Below are 13,415 nucleotides of genomic sequence, written 5' to 3'. Positions count from 1 at the left end.
GAGTTCAGCCGGCGCCGGTGCCGCCGCTGGCGGCGACGGCGGTGCCGGTGAGATAGGTGAGTTCGGGCGAGGCGACACCGACGGCGAAGGCGGCGATCTCCTCCGGGGTGGCCATCCGGCGCAGACCAGGTACGTTTGCCCGACCCCACCGGGCGGCGCCGATCTCCCAGGCCGCGTCCGGAACGCCGGCCATCCCGGCACTGCCTCGCACCAGTGCGGAGTTTGTCGTACCGGGCAGGATCGCGGTGACGCGGATGCCGGCGTCGCCGTGGTCGAGGGCCGCAGCACGCACGAGACCGATCAGGGCTGACTTGGTGGCGGTATACGCCCCGTGACGACCAACCCGTCAACCTCGGCCGGGGCTAGACTGTCGACCGTGTCGAAGTCGGGAACGCTCGCGTTCGCCCAGGTGATGGCCCACTGTGGCGGCTCACCCGAGGCAGCCACCAGCTTCGTCGCCAAGGCGGTCGCGGCGGATCCGCGCGATCCGGAGCCGTACGCGGCGCTGGAGAACCTGCGGCGTGAGATGCCCGCCGAGATGGCGGAGGTCGTCGCGACGGCGAACACGATCGGCCCGGTCCTGGCCCGCGCCTATCTGTCCTTCGTGGACGGTGACATGGACGAGGCCGCGATGTCGCTCGGCGCGGTCACCGGCTACCAGCCCGACGTCCCGTGGGCGTCCGCGCCCTGGTTCGGCGACGAGCGGTTCCTGGGTACGGTGACCGCGACCGCCTTCGCCGAGGCGACGATGCGGATCCGGGACTACCACCGTGGCCTCGACACCGCACCCGTCCGCGAGTGCCTGGCACCCTGGTTGCGGGCGATCGAGGTGGTCTGCGACCGGGATCCGGATCCCGACTCGATGGCCCGGATGGCGATCCTGTTGCGGGCGTGTGGCCGCGTCGACGAGTCATTCGCCCTGTGCGACCGGGCCGACGCCGTACGGCGGGTGATGTTCACCGAGGTTGTCCGGGCCGGCACCTGGCGGCAGTTGGGCGACCGCGCCGAGACGGCCGCCGCGTTCCGGCGTGCCCTGGCGCTCGACCCGGACAACTGGTCGCTCCACCTCGACCTGGCCGATCTCGCCGCCGAGGACGGCGACTTCGCCGAGGCCGCCGCCCTGGCCACCCGGGGCGAGGAACTCGAGCCGGGCGACGTCACGATGCGGGCGGCCGCCGCCGCGTACCGGGCCCGTGCGACGGGGTCGGTCGCCGACCTGGAGAGGTTCACCGAACTGGCGCCGCAGGTACCCGAGCCCTACCGTCGGACGCTCACCAGCCGTGCCCGGGGCGGTTGAGCTATGGTTGCCGCATGCATTCAGGCATCGCCGTGATGAAGCCCTGGTCCCTCCGCTGACGGCGGCAGGGTTGACCAACTTCCTCTGATGTAACTCTGCTCCGCCGTCCTGGCGTTCCCGTCGGGCGGCGTTTCTGTGCTGCCCGGCTCCACGACGAGCTGAGAGCACACGATGAAGAATCTTGAACGGGCATCTGCTGACCAACTGACCACCGATCTCGCCTGGGGCGGCCGACTACCGGCCGGTCACCGGGCGCATGTCCGGGCGGACGGCGTACGGGTCGTGCTGGGCGGGCGGGTGGTCCTCTCCGACGTCAGCGTGACGGTCTCCGCCGGCTCCCGGCTGGCCGTCGTCGGCGAGAACGGCCGGGGCAAGACCACCCTGCTGCACGTACTGGCCGGCATGATCCTGCCGGACCAGGGCACGGTGGAACGGAACGGCACCATCGGCGTCGCCCGACAGGCGTTGGAGGCGCGCGGCGGCGAAACGGTCGGCACCCTCGTCCGGGGTGCGATCCGGGACTCCGAGCGCGCCCTGCGGGCCCTCGACGACGCCGCGACCGCGCTGGCCGAGGGCAGGGCGGGCGCGGAGACGGCGTACGCCACCGCTCTCGACGCGGCCACCCGGCTGGACGCCTGGGACGCGCAGCGGCGGGTCGACGTGGCCCTGGCCGGGCTCGACGCCTGCCCCGACCGGAATCGTCCGCTGTCGACGCTGTCGGTCGGACAGCGCTACCGGGTCCGGCTGGCGTGTCTGCTCGGGGCACACCACGACCTGCTGCTGCTGGACGAGCCGACCAACCATCTCGACGCCGACAGCCTCGCGTTCCTCACCGCCCGGCTCCGGGAACATCCCGGCGGAGTCGCGGTGGTGACCCACGACCGCGCCCTGCTCCGGGATGTCGCCGTCGAGTTCCTGGACCTCGACCCGAGTCCGGACGGCCGACCACGGCTGTACGCCGGAGGCTATTCCGGCTGGCAGGAGGGTCGTCGGCGGGAACGGGACCGCTGGGAACGGGACCACGAGGCGCAACAGGCCGAACACCAGCGGCTGGCCGACGCGGTGCAGGAGGCGCAGGGCCGGCTCAGCACCGGCTGGCGGCCGGAGAAGGGGCACGGTAAGCACCAGCGCCAGTCCCGGGCTCCCGGTCTCGTCCAGGCGCTCCGGCGGCGGCAGGAGGCGCTCGACGCCCACCGGATCACCGTGCCGGAGCCGCCGCTGCCGCTGCGCTGGCCCGGCACCGGCACCCGGCCCGGGATGCCCGTCCTGGCCTGCCACGACGTGACCGTTACCGGGCGTCTGCACCGGCCGGTCTCCCTCGCCCTCGACGGCGGGGACCGGCTGCTGGTCACCGGTCCCAACGGGGCGGGCAAGTCGACACTGCTGGCGGTGCTGGCGGCGGATCTCGCACCGACGACCGGGGAGGTCCGCCACCTGTCCCGGGCCCGGATCGCCCACCTCGGGCAGGAGGTACCGGACTGGCCGGCGACCGCGCTCGCTCACGAACTGTACGACCAGCACGTCGGCCGGCTCCGGTCCGCCGGACGGCTCGGCGGCGACGAGGCCGTCTCCCTGACCGGGACCAACCTGCTCGACCGGGAGGCCCTCCGTACCCCGGTCGGGCGAATGTCCCAGGGGCAGCAGCGGCGGCTCAACCTCGCGCTGCGGCTGGCCGAGCGGCCCGACCTGCTGATTCTCGACGAGCCCACCAACCACCTGTCGGCGTCACTTGTCGACGAGCTGACCGCCGCACTGGTCGGGACCCCGGCGGCGGTGGTCGTCGCCACCCACGACCGTCAGCTGCGCGCCGACCTGGCGGCCTGGCCCACCCTGCACCTCACCGTGCCCTCCGTGTCGTCCTCCGGCGCGGGATGAGCCAGGTTCACCGACCCTGGTGATGAGTTGTCGCGCCCGCACCCGTCACACCTACGACGGGACACACCACGGCGGAAGGATGACGTGATGGGTGCGGAGACGCGGCTGGCGGAGCTGGGCGTGAGCGGTCTGGGCGAGGTCGACGAGCCGACCTTCTCGGGGCTGGCGGAGCGGCACCGGCGGGAGCTGCACGTGCACTGCTACCGGATGCTCGGGTCGTTCGAGGACGCCGAGGACACTGTGCAGGAGACGTTCCTGCGTGCCTGGCGGCGGCGGGAGACCTTCGAGGGGCGGTCGACGTTCCGGGCCTGGCTGTACCGGATCGCCACCAACGCCTGCCTGGACCTGCTCGCCAGGTGCCGCCCGGAGCCGGCGACCGGCGGTGAGGTGCGGTGGCTGCAGCCGTATCCGGACCGGCTGCTCGACGAACTGCCCGCCGGCGACGCGGACGAGCCGGAGACCGTGGCCGTCGCCCGGGAGACGATCGAGCTGGCGTACCTGGTCGCGGTCCAGCATCTCGCGCCGCGCCCGCGGGCCGTGCTGATCCTGCGGGACGTGCTCGGCTGGCCGGCGAAGGACGTCGCGGAGTTGCTCGGGGACTCCGTCAACTCGGTGAACAGCGCGCTCCAGCGGGCCCGTGCCGGCATGCGGGAGCACCTGCCCGCCGAGCGGCAGGACTGGACCGGCGACGAGGTGGACGCCGGAACCCGCGAGCTGGTACGCCGCTTCACCGACGCCGCCGTGGCCACGGACGTCGGCCGGCTCGCCACGATGCTGCGCGACGACGTCCGCTGCTCGATGCCGCCCACACCGGGTCTGTACGTCGGCCGCGACGCGGTCGTGAACGACTGGATCGCGGACGGCTTCGAAAGCATGACGGGCCTGCGTGGCATTCCCACGTCGGTGAACCGGCAGCCCGCCGTCGCCTTCTACCACTGGCGGGAGGCGGAGGGCGCGTATCTGCCGCTGACGCTCGACGTCCTGCGGATCACCGGTGGGGCGATCACCGAGATCGTCACCTTCCACGACGACCAGTTCCCGCGGCTCGGGCTGTCGGAGCGGCTGCCGGCGGACGGCACGGAGTAGCCCCGGTGCGGACCTTCGCACTGCGCGGTGGCGCGCGGGTCGAGGTGGTCGCGGCCCAGTGGTACGACGCGTTCGGCGTCGTCACCCACGGACGGGTGCAGCTGGAGCTGCGCGACGGCCGGCCCGGCCCGGTCCTCGGACGCAGCGCCGGATTCTGGCTGCGCGGCACCGGCGTCCGCGCCCTGCGCAACCCCGGCCGCCGTACGGCGAGGGTGCGCGTGTTCACCCGCCAGGGCCAGGGCCGTCACACGCCGGTCGCCACATTCCCGCATCCAGTTACCGAATTGTGGAGGAACGACATGCACAGCATGAACGACACCGGGGGCGTCGTAGCCCCGGCCTCGGACCGGACCAGCCACCGCCACCGACTCCTCGGCCTCGTCGGCACGGGCCTCGTCGCGGTGTTCGTGGCGACGGCGGCCACCACCCTCGCCGCTGCCCTTGCCCGGGCGATTGGCGTCGATTTCGAGATCCCCGACGGCGGCGAGACGATCCCGTTGGGCGGGTTCGCCGTGGTGACCGGCTTCTTCTCGGTCGTGGGGATCGTCATCGCCGCCGCCCTCCTGCGGTGGAGCGCTCGGCCCGCCGAGCGATTCGTCTGGACGACGGTGTCGCTGACCGCTATCTCGATGGTCCCGCCCTTCCTCTCCGGGGCGAACACCGCCACCATCGTCGCCCTGCTCGGGCTGCACCTCGTCCCTGCGGCGGTGAGCCCGACCGGGCCGCCCCGCAAGGTCTACGCCCTGACCGCTCCCGGGCGACACCACCTGGATGCCTGGCAGAAGCAGTGGACCCGGTTCGTCGAAACCGTCGACGGCATCCTCAGCGCACCCGATCCCACGCCGACGAGGAGTTGATCGTGGAATCCATCAACAGCATCCTGGCCGAGGCCGACCGCGCGTGGCGGGCGTACGGGGTCAGCTCCGCCGACCGGGCGGCCTTCGCCGCCGAACTCCGCCTCGACCTGCAGGCCGCGGCCGACGACGGACGCGACCCCGGGGAGCTGCTCGACGGTGACGTGGCCGGCTTCGCCCGCCGGCTCGCCGACGAGGCCGGTGTCCACCGGGTACGCGGCGACTACTCCCGTCTGCTCGGCACCGCACTGCTCGGTGCGGTGGCCGGCGTGGTGCTCGGCTTCGGCCTCCTGTCCGTGCTGTATCCGCTGCTCGTGCACTTGATCGACATCCCCCGCTCGATCGAGGTACCGGTGCTGCTCGCCGTCACGGTCTACTACGGTGTGCCGGCCGCCGTGGTGGTCGTCGGAGCGGTCACCGCGGTACGACTCCTGCTCGGCGACCTGCCCCGGATCCGGCAAACCACCCGGCTGATGACTCTGCTGGTGCCGGTCACCGGCATTCTCGTCACCCCGGTCACGATCCTCTACGCGCGGTCCACCGACTACAGCACCGCGCCGTCCGTACTCGTCGCGGAGGTCGCCATCGGGCTGGCAGCGTTCGCCGGCGCCACGATGCTGGCCCGTCGCCTGTCGCTGCGCCACGCCGGATGATCGTGGGCTCCGGCGACCGGACCACACACAGCAGATTTTGTCGCCCACGGACCGTAGTCTCACCGGCATGACAGAGGCCCAGACCCACACCCTCGCCGTGCCCGGCGCCGACCTGGTCTACGACGTACGCGGCCCGCTCCCGCCGGCCGGCGGACGCCCGTCGTTGCTCATGATCGGCCAGCCGATGACCGCCGAGGGCTTCGACGCCCTCGCCGCCCACTTCACCGACCGGACCGTCGTCACCTACGACCCGCGTGGACTGGGCCGCAGCACCCGCAGCGACGGGCGGTCCGAGCACACGCCGCAGCAGCAGGCGGCCGACCTGCACCTGCTGATCGAGGCGCTCGGCACCGGCCCGGTCGACGTCTTCGGCAGCAGTGGTGGTGCGGTGACCGCGCTCGAACTCGTCGCCGCGTACCCCGGCGACGTGGTCACGTTGGTGGCGCACGAGCCGCCGATCAACGCCGTACTGCCCGACGCGGCGGGCGCCGAACGGGCCCGGGCCGCCTTCCACGAGGCGTACCAGGCGAAGGGCGCCGGCGCGGGCATGGCGTCGTTCATCGCGATGACGTCCTGGCAGGGCGAGTTCACCGACGCCTACTTCGCCCAGCCGGCCCCGGACCCGGCGATGTTCGGCCTGCCGACCGAGGACGACGGCAGCCGCGACGACCCGCTGTTGTCGAAGAACTCGTGGGCGATCACCGACTACCGGCCCGACGCGGCCGTCCTCACCGCCGCACTGACCCGGATCGTGATCGCGGTCGGCGAGGAGTCGGCGGGTACGTACACCGCGCGTACCTCGCTGGGCCTGGCGGCGCTGCTCGGCCAGGAGGCCACCGTGTTCCCGAGCCACCACGGCGGCTTCCTCGGCGGCGCGTTCGGGTACGCCGGCAAGCCCGAGGAGTTCGCCGCGAAGCTGCGCGAGGTGCTGGACGCCGGCTGAGGCGCCCGCACCCACGCCCCCGGACTATGCCGTCCGGGGTTTCACCGCCCGGGTGGCGTAGTAGCCAGGCAACCAGCCGGCGGTGGCGTCGGAGTGGTGCGGCGCCTCGGAGAAGCCGACGATGGTGAAGCCGGCGGCGAGCTGGCCGCCGAGCTGCTCGCCCATGGTGTGGCTGAACTCCAGCGGGGCGTCCGGACCCCACAGCCGTTCCCGCTCCTCCGCCGGTACGTGCGTCAGGTCGCTGTACGGCAGCCGGTGCCGCACCACCAGCTCGCCGCGCCTGTCCAGCGCCTCGCTGTCGAAGAGGTAGACGTCGGGGTTGAGGAAGCCGCAGAGCAGCGCACCGCCGGGCCGCAGCACCCGGAAACACTCCCGCCAGACCGGTGCCAACTCGGGCACGAACAGGTTCGAGACCGGGTTGAAGACCAGGTCGAAGGAGGCGTCGACGAAGACCGCCAGGTCCCGCATGTCGCCGAGCACGGTACGCAGCTCCAGGCCCTCCCGGTCGGCGACCGTCCGGTCCTGTTCGAGCTGGCGCGGCGAGTTGTCGAAGACGGTCACCCGCGCGCCGGCCGCCGCGAGCGTCGGACCCTGCTGCCCGCCCCCGGAGGCGAGGCAGAGCACGTCGACGCCGGTGAGGTCGGCCGGAAACCAGGACCGGTCGACGGGCTGGTAACCGATCAGCACCACGGACCAGTCCCCGGCCCGCGCCCTGGCGATCGTCTCCGGGGAGACCGGGCGGGACCACTCGTTGCCCCGCTCGACCTGCCGGTCCCAGGCGGCCCGGTTGTGCGCCACCGGATCAGAAGTCATCGGCCCACGCTAGCGGCCCCGACGACTCACGCGCCTCCGGAACTCCCCGCTCTACCAGCCGCCGCCGGAATCTACTCACCAGTGGCCGCCGTTCGGTGGCGGGTCACCCCTCCCCGCCCGGCCATGTCGCCCTGTCCCGTCGTACGGCTGCCCGGCCTGTCGGGACTGCCACTGCCGCAGCCCCTGCCGGATCCGTTCCGCCTCGGTCCGGGCCGTGGCCGCCTCCCGGTGCAGCCGGTCCATCTCGTCGGCGACCCGCCGCAGGAAGGCGTACACCTGGTCGGGGTCGAGGCCGCGCCATCGTCGTACCCGGAACGTCGCGGCCCGGACCAGGTGCGGGCCGAGCCGTTCGCCGGATCGGTAGATCATCGCCGTTCCTCCAGGATGTCCGGTGCTGTCGCGGCTGTGCGTCCATTGATCACGTAATCGCCGGCCGGTCCTGGCCGGCCGGCGATTACGTGATCATGGGCGTCTGTGTCGGAGGTGCCGGTCGCCACAGCACGCAGACCGCGCTGCCGCCCGGGACCCGGACCAGCCGGGTGGGCCGGTAACCGAGCCGCCGGTGGAAGTCACGGCCGCCGGTGGTCACCACCTCGGCGTACGTCGGGATGCCGGCCGCGTCGAGTCGGGCCAGATGGTGGGTGACCAGCGCACGCCCCCGGCCCTGGCCGCGCGCCCCGGGTGCGACCGTGACAACCGCGAGGCGCTCGTAGCCGGCGGCGGGCCGGTGGTCGGCCAGCAGCGTGTCGAGCCGGACGAAGCGGCGGGTGTTACTGCCGGCAACCTCGGCGAGCCGCCGGCCGTAGTCCGGTGGCGCCGGCAGCGCCCGGTGGTGGTCGAACCAGACCGCGACCCCGCTACGGTCGGCAAGCAGGTGCACGGCGCCGTGGAACATCGCGTGCTCGACATGGATCCGAGCAACCTCGCCGAGGATGGTCCGCCGCTGTCTGCGGTTCGGCACCAGCCAGGCGGCCTGGTCGAACTCGGCGCACGAGTCGGCGATCAGGCGGGCGATCCAGTCGACGTCGGCCGGTTCGGCGGCGACCACCCGGGCCGAGTCAGCCACCGGCGCCGGCCGTCGGCTGGGCCGCGACCGGGGGTCGGCGCAACGCGGTGGCACGGACGATCAGCGGGTACGGTTTCCCGTCCGGCTTCCCGAGGTTGACCGCAAGAATGCGGATCCATTCGAGACCGGGAAACCGGTCCAGGCCGGGGTCGATCCCGGCGACCCGCACCGTGACGGCGCCCGCGCCGTAGAGGTAGTCACCGTCGGGGATGCACACGATGTCACCGGGGCCGGCCAGTGGTGCCGGTGGGCTGGGCACGACAAAGTCCCTTCGTGAGTGGAGGAGTGGAGTCCTGCCCGCCGCCGCGTCCTGCGGTTGACAACGACGGCGGGCAGGAGCCTCAGGTACGCCAGACGAACGTCAACTCGTCCGGCAGCGCGCCGACCCGTACGGCCGCCAACGTCCGGGCGAACAGGTCCGGCCAGTTCGGTTCCGGTACGCCGTCGGCGGGCACCAGGCCGCGCCGTTCCAGCGCGGTGCAGGTCAGCCGCTCGACCGTCACCGCGTCGACCGGGCACAGGCGGCACCCGCACGGCGACCGGTAACACCGCCGCCCGTCAACCGCCACTATCGGGTGGAGCCGCAGGTCACAGCCACCGCAGACCAGCAGCCCCGACAACGGATGACGCTGACTCGGGCACCCAGAGCCGCCGAGCATCACAACGGTCGCCCTGTGATCAAGACCCGAGGAGACATTGCCCACGCCCGCTAGATCGCCGGCAGGTACGCGCAGTAGGCGGCTATGGCGGGCTGGCGATACACCTCGGTGAGGTTGCCCGTGTCACCCTGGAGCCGGTTGCCGCCACGCATGATCAACATGGGCGAATGCCATCGAGCTGCCTGCATCTGTCCCTCCGCGTCGCTTCGCTGTCGACTCGACCAGTGCCATCGACACCGCTTCCCGCCGTGACACCTGGCTCGCTCTCAGCAAACATGACGCGTAGGGTGTCACCTACGCGCGCTCGCCATCGTTGACAATCCATTGACAGCGTCTGACGTGCACCCGGGGGATCCGTGGCCGATTCCGAGGCAACCGACGAAGCTCGCCGCCTTCTTGGCCGACAGTTGGCGGCCTACCGCCGCGCCGCTGGCTACAACCAACATCAGTTCGCCTCCCTCGTCCGATACACTCGCAGCACCATCGGCAACGTTGAGACGGGTCGGCAAAAACCGCCGCGCGACTTCTGGATGCTGTGTGACGAACTGCTGGACACAGGCGGCGTCCTCGTTGCGAGCCACGACAGCATCCATCGCCGAGAGCGCCAGCAGGAGATCGAAGCCGTCGGCCCTCTCTCGGTCGGCAAGTTCGATTCCTTGGCGACAGATCCTCAACGGCAACAAACCTCACCAGAAGCCGATGCAGAACCAAGTACCCCATCGCACGTCGAAACCCTGCTCGCCGGACTCACCATCGGCCAATTCTCCTCGAACACATCCATTGACGACCAAGCTCTTGACGACCTGTCAGTCACCGAGCAGGCAGAGCTGCTACTGAAGCTCTTTTTGAAGCTGGATGACGAGCAGGGCGGGAACGAACTGATCCTGCCCCTGTCGCGCTACGTGGCCGACATGGCTCGCAAAGTAGACCGCGAACCCGGCATAGGGCTGAGTGCTTTTGGGCAACTCAGCCAACTTGCCGGTTGGATCGCACTCGACAGTGGTCGACAGAGCGCGGCGCGACGCTATTGGAATGCCACCGTCTACGCAGCCCACGAGGCGGATGATTCCGCGTTGGCAGCCAGCGCCCTTGCCTATATGAGCTTACAAGACACTTATCGTGGTCGAACCAAGTCCGCGTTGTCCCTAGCTCAGACAGCGTTTGAAACGAGCGGGGGCAGCATCACACCCCTCGTCCGGACCATGCTCGCGACCCGTCTGGCCCGGGCGCATGCCGCAGCAGGGAACAAAACAGCCGCCCTGCGCGCACTTGAGTTGGCTCGACGCGCTTTCGGCACGCCATCCCAACAGGTCGAGCCGCTGTGGATCTCGTACGTCGACCAAGTCGAGGTCACCGCGCAGATCGGGGCCTGCTATCTCGAACTGGGCATGACCAAGCCGGCCGGCAAGGCGCTTGTTCACGCACTCCGGTTAATCGACACAACAGCACCGGACCGGACGCGAGACTCCGTCCACTATCTCTCCCGCCTGGCCCGCTGCCATCTGCTCGACTACGAGGTGGAGCGGGCTTGCGAAACGGCGACCGAGGCCGTAAGCCGAGCAGCTACGCTCGGGTCAGCACGTGTGGTTGCCCAACTGCAGGAGTTCTTCACCGCACTCGAGCCGTTTAGCGATAATCGCGCGGCCAAAGAATTTCGCGCGCTGTTTGAGGCGGCCAGATCAGGCGACTAACCATGGTCGCCAACGATAGCCGCCCGCAGTTCGGCGACATTTCGGAGATCGGGCAGCACAACGTCAGCGTCAGCTTTATGCAGCGCTTCTATCGAACTATTTCCAGATGCCACGCCGACCGAACGAACGCCAACATCTCGCGCTCCCCTGATATCGTGTGGCGTGTCTCCGATCACAAAAGTCCGATTGGCGGAGAAGTCCTGACCATAAAAGGCCGCAGAGCGCTGCCGCGCCAGCCGCACCAAGGTCGCCCGATCGATTCCGTCCGAGCCGTAACCGCCCACCTCGAAGTCTATGTATGAGTCGAGTCCGAACGACTCGAGCTTGATCTCGGCGATCCGCCGAATATTGCCGGTGACTACCGTCTGAATGAACCCCTCGACAGTAAAGGCGGTAAGCGCCACCTCCGCACCAGGCATCGCCCTTCCCTCTTGAATAATGGTCGGGCGCAGTTCCTGTGCAGCTTCCGCCAATCTTGAATAAAAAACCTCGAGCATCTCGTCGTGTGCCGACAGGCCGTGTAGAGCCAGCGTATCGGTCACGATCGCCCGCTCGGTACGACCAGCCATGTCAGCCAGCACCTGAAGTGTATGCCCCGTCGCTTTGCGGAACGCCACCTCGTACAACTTCCGGCTCGCGCTGCCGATATTGACAAGCGTTTGGTCGATGTCCCAAAGGATGAGGATCGGGTCCGGTCGGCTCCGCATCCGACCATGGTGACACGTACATCGACACACAGGACATCGATTGTCGTGCCCGCCTCTCGGAGACCCTGGTTCACCCCGCTACCACCTCACCGGTCCGGTTCCTCCGACGGCACGGCCCACGCCGTGACCAGCACGACGTTGCCGGGTCGATGCGTGATCAGCAGCGTTTCTTAACGTCGATGTCGCCTGTCCATCGCCTGGATGACGCGTCGGTGTCGGGCCGCCGGGGTTGGTTGGTCCTCGCACCCCTCGTGAACAGGAGCTCATCGACGTGTCTTCGTCTCGTCGTACCTTCCTTACCGGCGCTGGCGCCGCTGGCGTCGGCATCGCCGTCGCCGGCGCTCTCCCGTCCCTGGCCCAGGCGCACCCGGGCCGGCCGCACACGCCGGGCAAGACCGGCCACGTGCCGTTCCCGCCGCTCGTCGACGACCCCGACGGCATCCTGGCCCTGGCTGAGGGCTTCAGCTACACGATCGTGACCCGGACCGGCGTCACCCGGCTCGACAAGGGCCAGGGCCTGACCCCGGCCGACCACGACGGCATGGCGGTCTTCGACGCCGGCCACGGCCGCTACACCCTGATCCAGAACCACGAGCTGGACCCGGGCGCAGAGTTCGGCGTACCGCACGTCAAGGGCACGGTCTACGACCCGGGCGCGGTCAACGCCGGTGGCTGCACCGTGATCAGGACCGACCGGGCAGGTCGCAACCTCGGCGAGTTCGTCGCCCTCTCCGGCACCGTCGCCAACTGCGCGGGCGGCCCCACCCCGTGGGGGACCTGGCTCAGCTGCGAGGAGACCGAGGACCGGGCCGGGGACGACTGGGAGGAGGACGGCCGGACCGGCACGTTCCAGAAGGACCACGGGTACGTCTTCGAGGTCTGGGCCGACGGCAGCGCGGACCCGAAGCCGATCAAGGCGCTGGGCCGCTACTCGCACGAGGCGCTGGCGATCGACAAGGACCGCACCAGGATCTACCTCTCCGAGGACGCCGACGAGCCCAACGGTCTGTTCTACCGCTGGACCGCCCCGCGCGGTGTCAAGCTCGGCCCCGGCGTGCTCACCCGGCTCGCCCCGAACGCCGGCACCCTCGCCGCGATGCAGATCATCATGGACGACGGCTCGGTGCTGCCGGACGTCGCCTACCTGACCTCCTCCCAGCTCGGCCGCCCCTTCAAGGTGCGGTGGATCGAGGTGCCGGACCGGGACGCCCGGACCACGCCGGTACGCGAGCAGTTCACCGACGGCCAGGTCACCCGCGGCCGCAAGTTCGAGGGCGTCTGGGGCACCGACGAGGGCGTGTACGTCGTCAACTCGTACGCCTGGGACGAGGGCGACCTGCCGGCGGACGCGGCGCCGCACGACGGCATGGTCTGGTTCTACAACTACCAGGACGAGACGATCCAGCTGGTGACGTACTTCCCGCACCAGACCCAGTCGGAGGAGGGGACGGCGGTGAAGTACACCGACCTCACCTTCGACGGCCCGGACAACGTGACCGTCACCCCGTGGGGCAGCCTCGTGCTCGCCGAGGACGGCTCGGGCGCCTCGCACGTGCTCAGCACGGTCCCGGGCGGCCCGACGTACGCGATCGCCCGTAACCAGCTGAACGACTCGGAGTTCTGCGGGCCGGTGTTCAGCGCCGACGGCAAGGTGCTCTTCGTCAACATGCAGGACCCGGGCCTCACCCTGGCCATCACCGGCCCGTGGGAGAAGTACCTGGGCTGAGCACGGATTCACCCGTACGGGGGGCCAGGCGATTCGCCTGGCCCC

Annotated in this window: 14 protein-coding genes and 1 pseudogene; 8 read left to right on the top strand and 7 right to left on the bottom strand. The window is 70.4% G+C overall.

All coding sequences use genetic code 11. The features are described from left to right. Positions 1–4: 4 nt before the first annotated feature. A pseudogene (locus ABGB21_RS12205) lies at positions 5–325 on the bottom strand (SDR family oxidoreductase); the annotation flags it as partial. Between the two features lie 51 nt (positions 326–376). On the opposite strand from ABGB21_RS12205, the gene ABGB21_RS12200 reads away from it, so the two are divergent. The 6 genes from ABGB21_RS12200 to ABGB21_RS12175 all read left to right on the top strand — a co-directional run bounded on the left by ABGB21_RS12200 (position 377) and on the right by ABGB21_RS12175 (position 6,708). After that, positions 377–1,297 carry a tetratricopeptide repeat protein gene (locus ABGB21_RS12200; protein ID WP_347651493.1) on the top strand — a complete coding sequence of 307 codons (921 nt, stop codon included), beginning with the start codon at positions 377–379 and terminating at the stop codon, positions 1,295–1,297. 171 nt (positions 1,298–1,468) lie between these two features. Further along, positions 1,469–3,172 carry an ATP-binding cassette domain-containing protein gene (locus tag ABGB21_RS12195; protein WP_347677756.1) on the top strand — a complete coding sequence of 568 codons (1,704 nt, stop codon included), beginning with the start codon at positions 1,469–1,471 and terminating at the stop codon, positions 3,170–3,172. An 87-nt stretch (positions 3,173–3,259) separates the two neighbouring features. Continuing rightward, positions 3,260–4,258 carry an RNA polymerase subunit sigma-70 gene (locus ABGB21_RS12190; RefSeq protein ID WP_347651491.1) on the top strand — a complete coding sequence of 333 codons (999 nt, stop codon included), beginning with the start codon at positions 3,260–3,262 and terminating at the stop codon, positions 4,256–4,258. 5 nt (positions 4,259–4,263) lie between these two features. Continuing rightward, entirely contained in the window at positions 4,264–5,115 is an 852-nt protein-coding gene (locus tag ABGB21_RS12185) for a DUF6069 family protein (RefSeq protein ID WP_347651490.1), read from the top strand. A gap of 2 nt (positions 5,116–5,117) precedes the next feature. Beyond that, positions 5,118–5,765, top strand: a complete 648-nt coding sequence (locus ABGB21_RS12180; RefSeq protein ID WP_347677754.1) for a hypothetical protein — start codon at positions 5,118–5,120, stop codon at positions 5,763–5,765. Positions 5,766–5,832: 67 nt separating this feature from the next. Then, on the top strand, positions 5,833–6,708 hold the full coding sequence (locus tag ABGB21_RS12175; RefSeq protein WP_347677752.1) for an alpha/beta hydrolase: 876 nt from the start codon (positions 5,833–5,835) through the stop codon (positions 6,706–6,708). 24 nt (positions 6,709–6,732) lie between these two features. Here the strand turns inward: ABGB21_RS12175 and ABGB21_RS12170 are convergent, their stop codons facing one another. From ABGB21_RS12170 to ABGB21_RS12150, 5 genes are all read right to left on the bottom strand, one after another. Continuing rightward, the gene (locus ABGB21_RS12170; RefSeq protein WP_347677751.1) at positions 6,733–7,521 is read right to left on the bottom strand and encodes a methyltransferase domain-containing protein; all 789 of its coding nucleotides are present in this window, start codon (positions 7,519–7,521) and stop codon (positions 6,733–6,735) included. Between the two features lie 75 nt (positions 7,522–7,596). Further along, positions 7,597–7,890 (bottom strand): DivIVA domain-containing protein, encoded by a 294-nt coding sequence (locus ABGB21_RS12165; RefSeq protein WP_347651486.1) that lies wholly within the window; start codon positions 7,888–7,890, stop codon positions 7,597–7,599. 85 nt (positions 7,891–7,975) lie between these two features. Beyond that, a complete protein-coding gene (locus tag ABGB21_RS12160) occupies positions 7,976–8,587 on the bottom strand; it encodes a GNAT family N-acetyltransferase (RefSeq protein ID WP_347677750.1) in 612 nt (203 codons plus the stop codon). Then, a complete protein-coding gene (locus ABGB21_RS12155; RefSeq protein ID WP_347677749.1) occupies positions 8,580–8,846 on the bottom strand; it encodes a hypothetical protein in 267 nt (88 codons plus the stop codon). The genes ABGB21_RS12160 and ABGB21_RS12155 overlap by 8 nt, the downstream gene beginning before the upstream one ends. A gap of 82 nt (positions 8,847–8,928) precedes the next feature. Further along, positions 8,929–9,090 (bottom strand): hypothetical protein, encoded by a 162-nt coding sequence (locus tag ABGB21_RS12150; protein WP_347651483.1) that lies wholly within the window; start codon positions 9,088–9,090, stop codon positions 8,929–8,931. A gap of 512 nt (positions 9,091–9,602) precedes the next feature. On the opposite strand from ABGB21_RS12150, the gene ABGB21_RS12145 reads away from it, so the two are divergent. Then, the gene (locus ABGB21_RS12145; RefSeq protein ID WP_347651482.1) at positions 9,603–10,937 is read left to right on the top strand and encodes a helix-turn-helix transcriptional regulator; all 1,335 of its coding nucleotides are present in this window, start codon (positions 9,603–9,605) and stop codon (positions 10,935–10,937) included. On the opposite strand, the gene ABGB21_RS12140 is transcribed toward ABGB21_RS12145, so the two are convergent. Continuing rightward, the gene (locus ABGB21_RS12140; protein WP_347651481.1) at positions 10,934–11,644 is read right to left on the bottom strand and encodes an HAD family hydrolase; all 711 of its coding nucleotides are present in this window, start codon (positions 11,642–11,644) and stop codon (positions 10,934–10,936) included. The two genes, ABGB21_RS12145 and ABGB21_RS12140, sit on opposite strands and share 4 nt — an antisense overlap. A gap of 271 nt (positions 11,645–11,915) precedes the next feature. On the opposite strand from ABGB21_RS12140, the gene ABGB21_RS12135 reads away from it, so the two are divergent. Further along, complete coding sequence (locus ABGB21_RS12135) at positions 11,916–13,370, top strand: alkaline phosphatase PhoX (RefSeq protein WP_347677748.1); 1,455 nt, start codon at positions 11,916–11,918, stop codon at positions 13,368–13,370. The last annotated feature ends 45 nt before the right edge of the window (positions 13,371–13,415 follow it).

It is taken from the genome of Plantactinospora sp. B24E8 (assembly GCF_039871735.1).
In the GTDB taxonomy this organism is placed as follows: domain Bacteria; phylum Actinomycetota; class Actinomycetes; order Mycobacteriales; family Micromonosporaceae; genus Plantactinospora.
The sequence above is the reverse complement of the archived record's forward strand: the minus strand, read 5'-3'. Positions and strand labels throughout refer to the sequence as shown.

What these genes read in the sequence shown, in the direction of transcription:
- ABGB21_RS12195 (WP_347677756.1), top strand. Translation starts at nt 1,469, where the DNA reads ATGAAGAATCTTGAACGGGCATCTGCTGACCAACTGACCACCGATCTC.
- ABGB21_RS12190 (WP_347651491.1), top strand. Translation starts at nt 3,260, where the DNA reads ATGGGTGCGGAGACGCGGCTGGCGGAGCTGGGCGTGAGCGGTCTGGGC.
- ABGB21_RS12175 (WP_347677752.1), top strand. Translation starts at nt 5,833, where the DNA reads ATGACAGAGGCCCAGACCCACACCCTCGCCGTGCCCGGCGCCGACCTG.
- ABGB21_RS12170 (WP_347677751.1), bottom strand. Translation starts at nt 7,521, where the DNA reads ATGACTTCTGATCCGGTGGCGCACAACCGGGCCGCCTGGGACCGGCAG.
- ABGB21_RS12165 (WP_347651486.1), bottom strand. Translation starts at nt 7,890, where the DNA reads ATGATCTACCGATCCGGCGAACGGCTCGGCCCGCACCTGGTCCGGGCC.
- ABGB21_RS12140 (WP_347651481.1), bottom strand. Translation starts at nt 11,644, where the DNA reads ATGCGGAGCCGACCGGACCCGATCCTCATCCTTTGGGACATCGACCAA.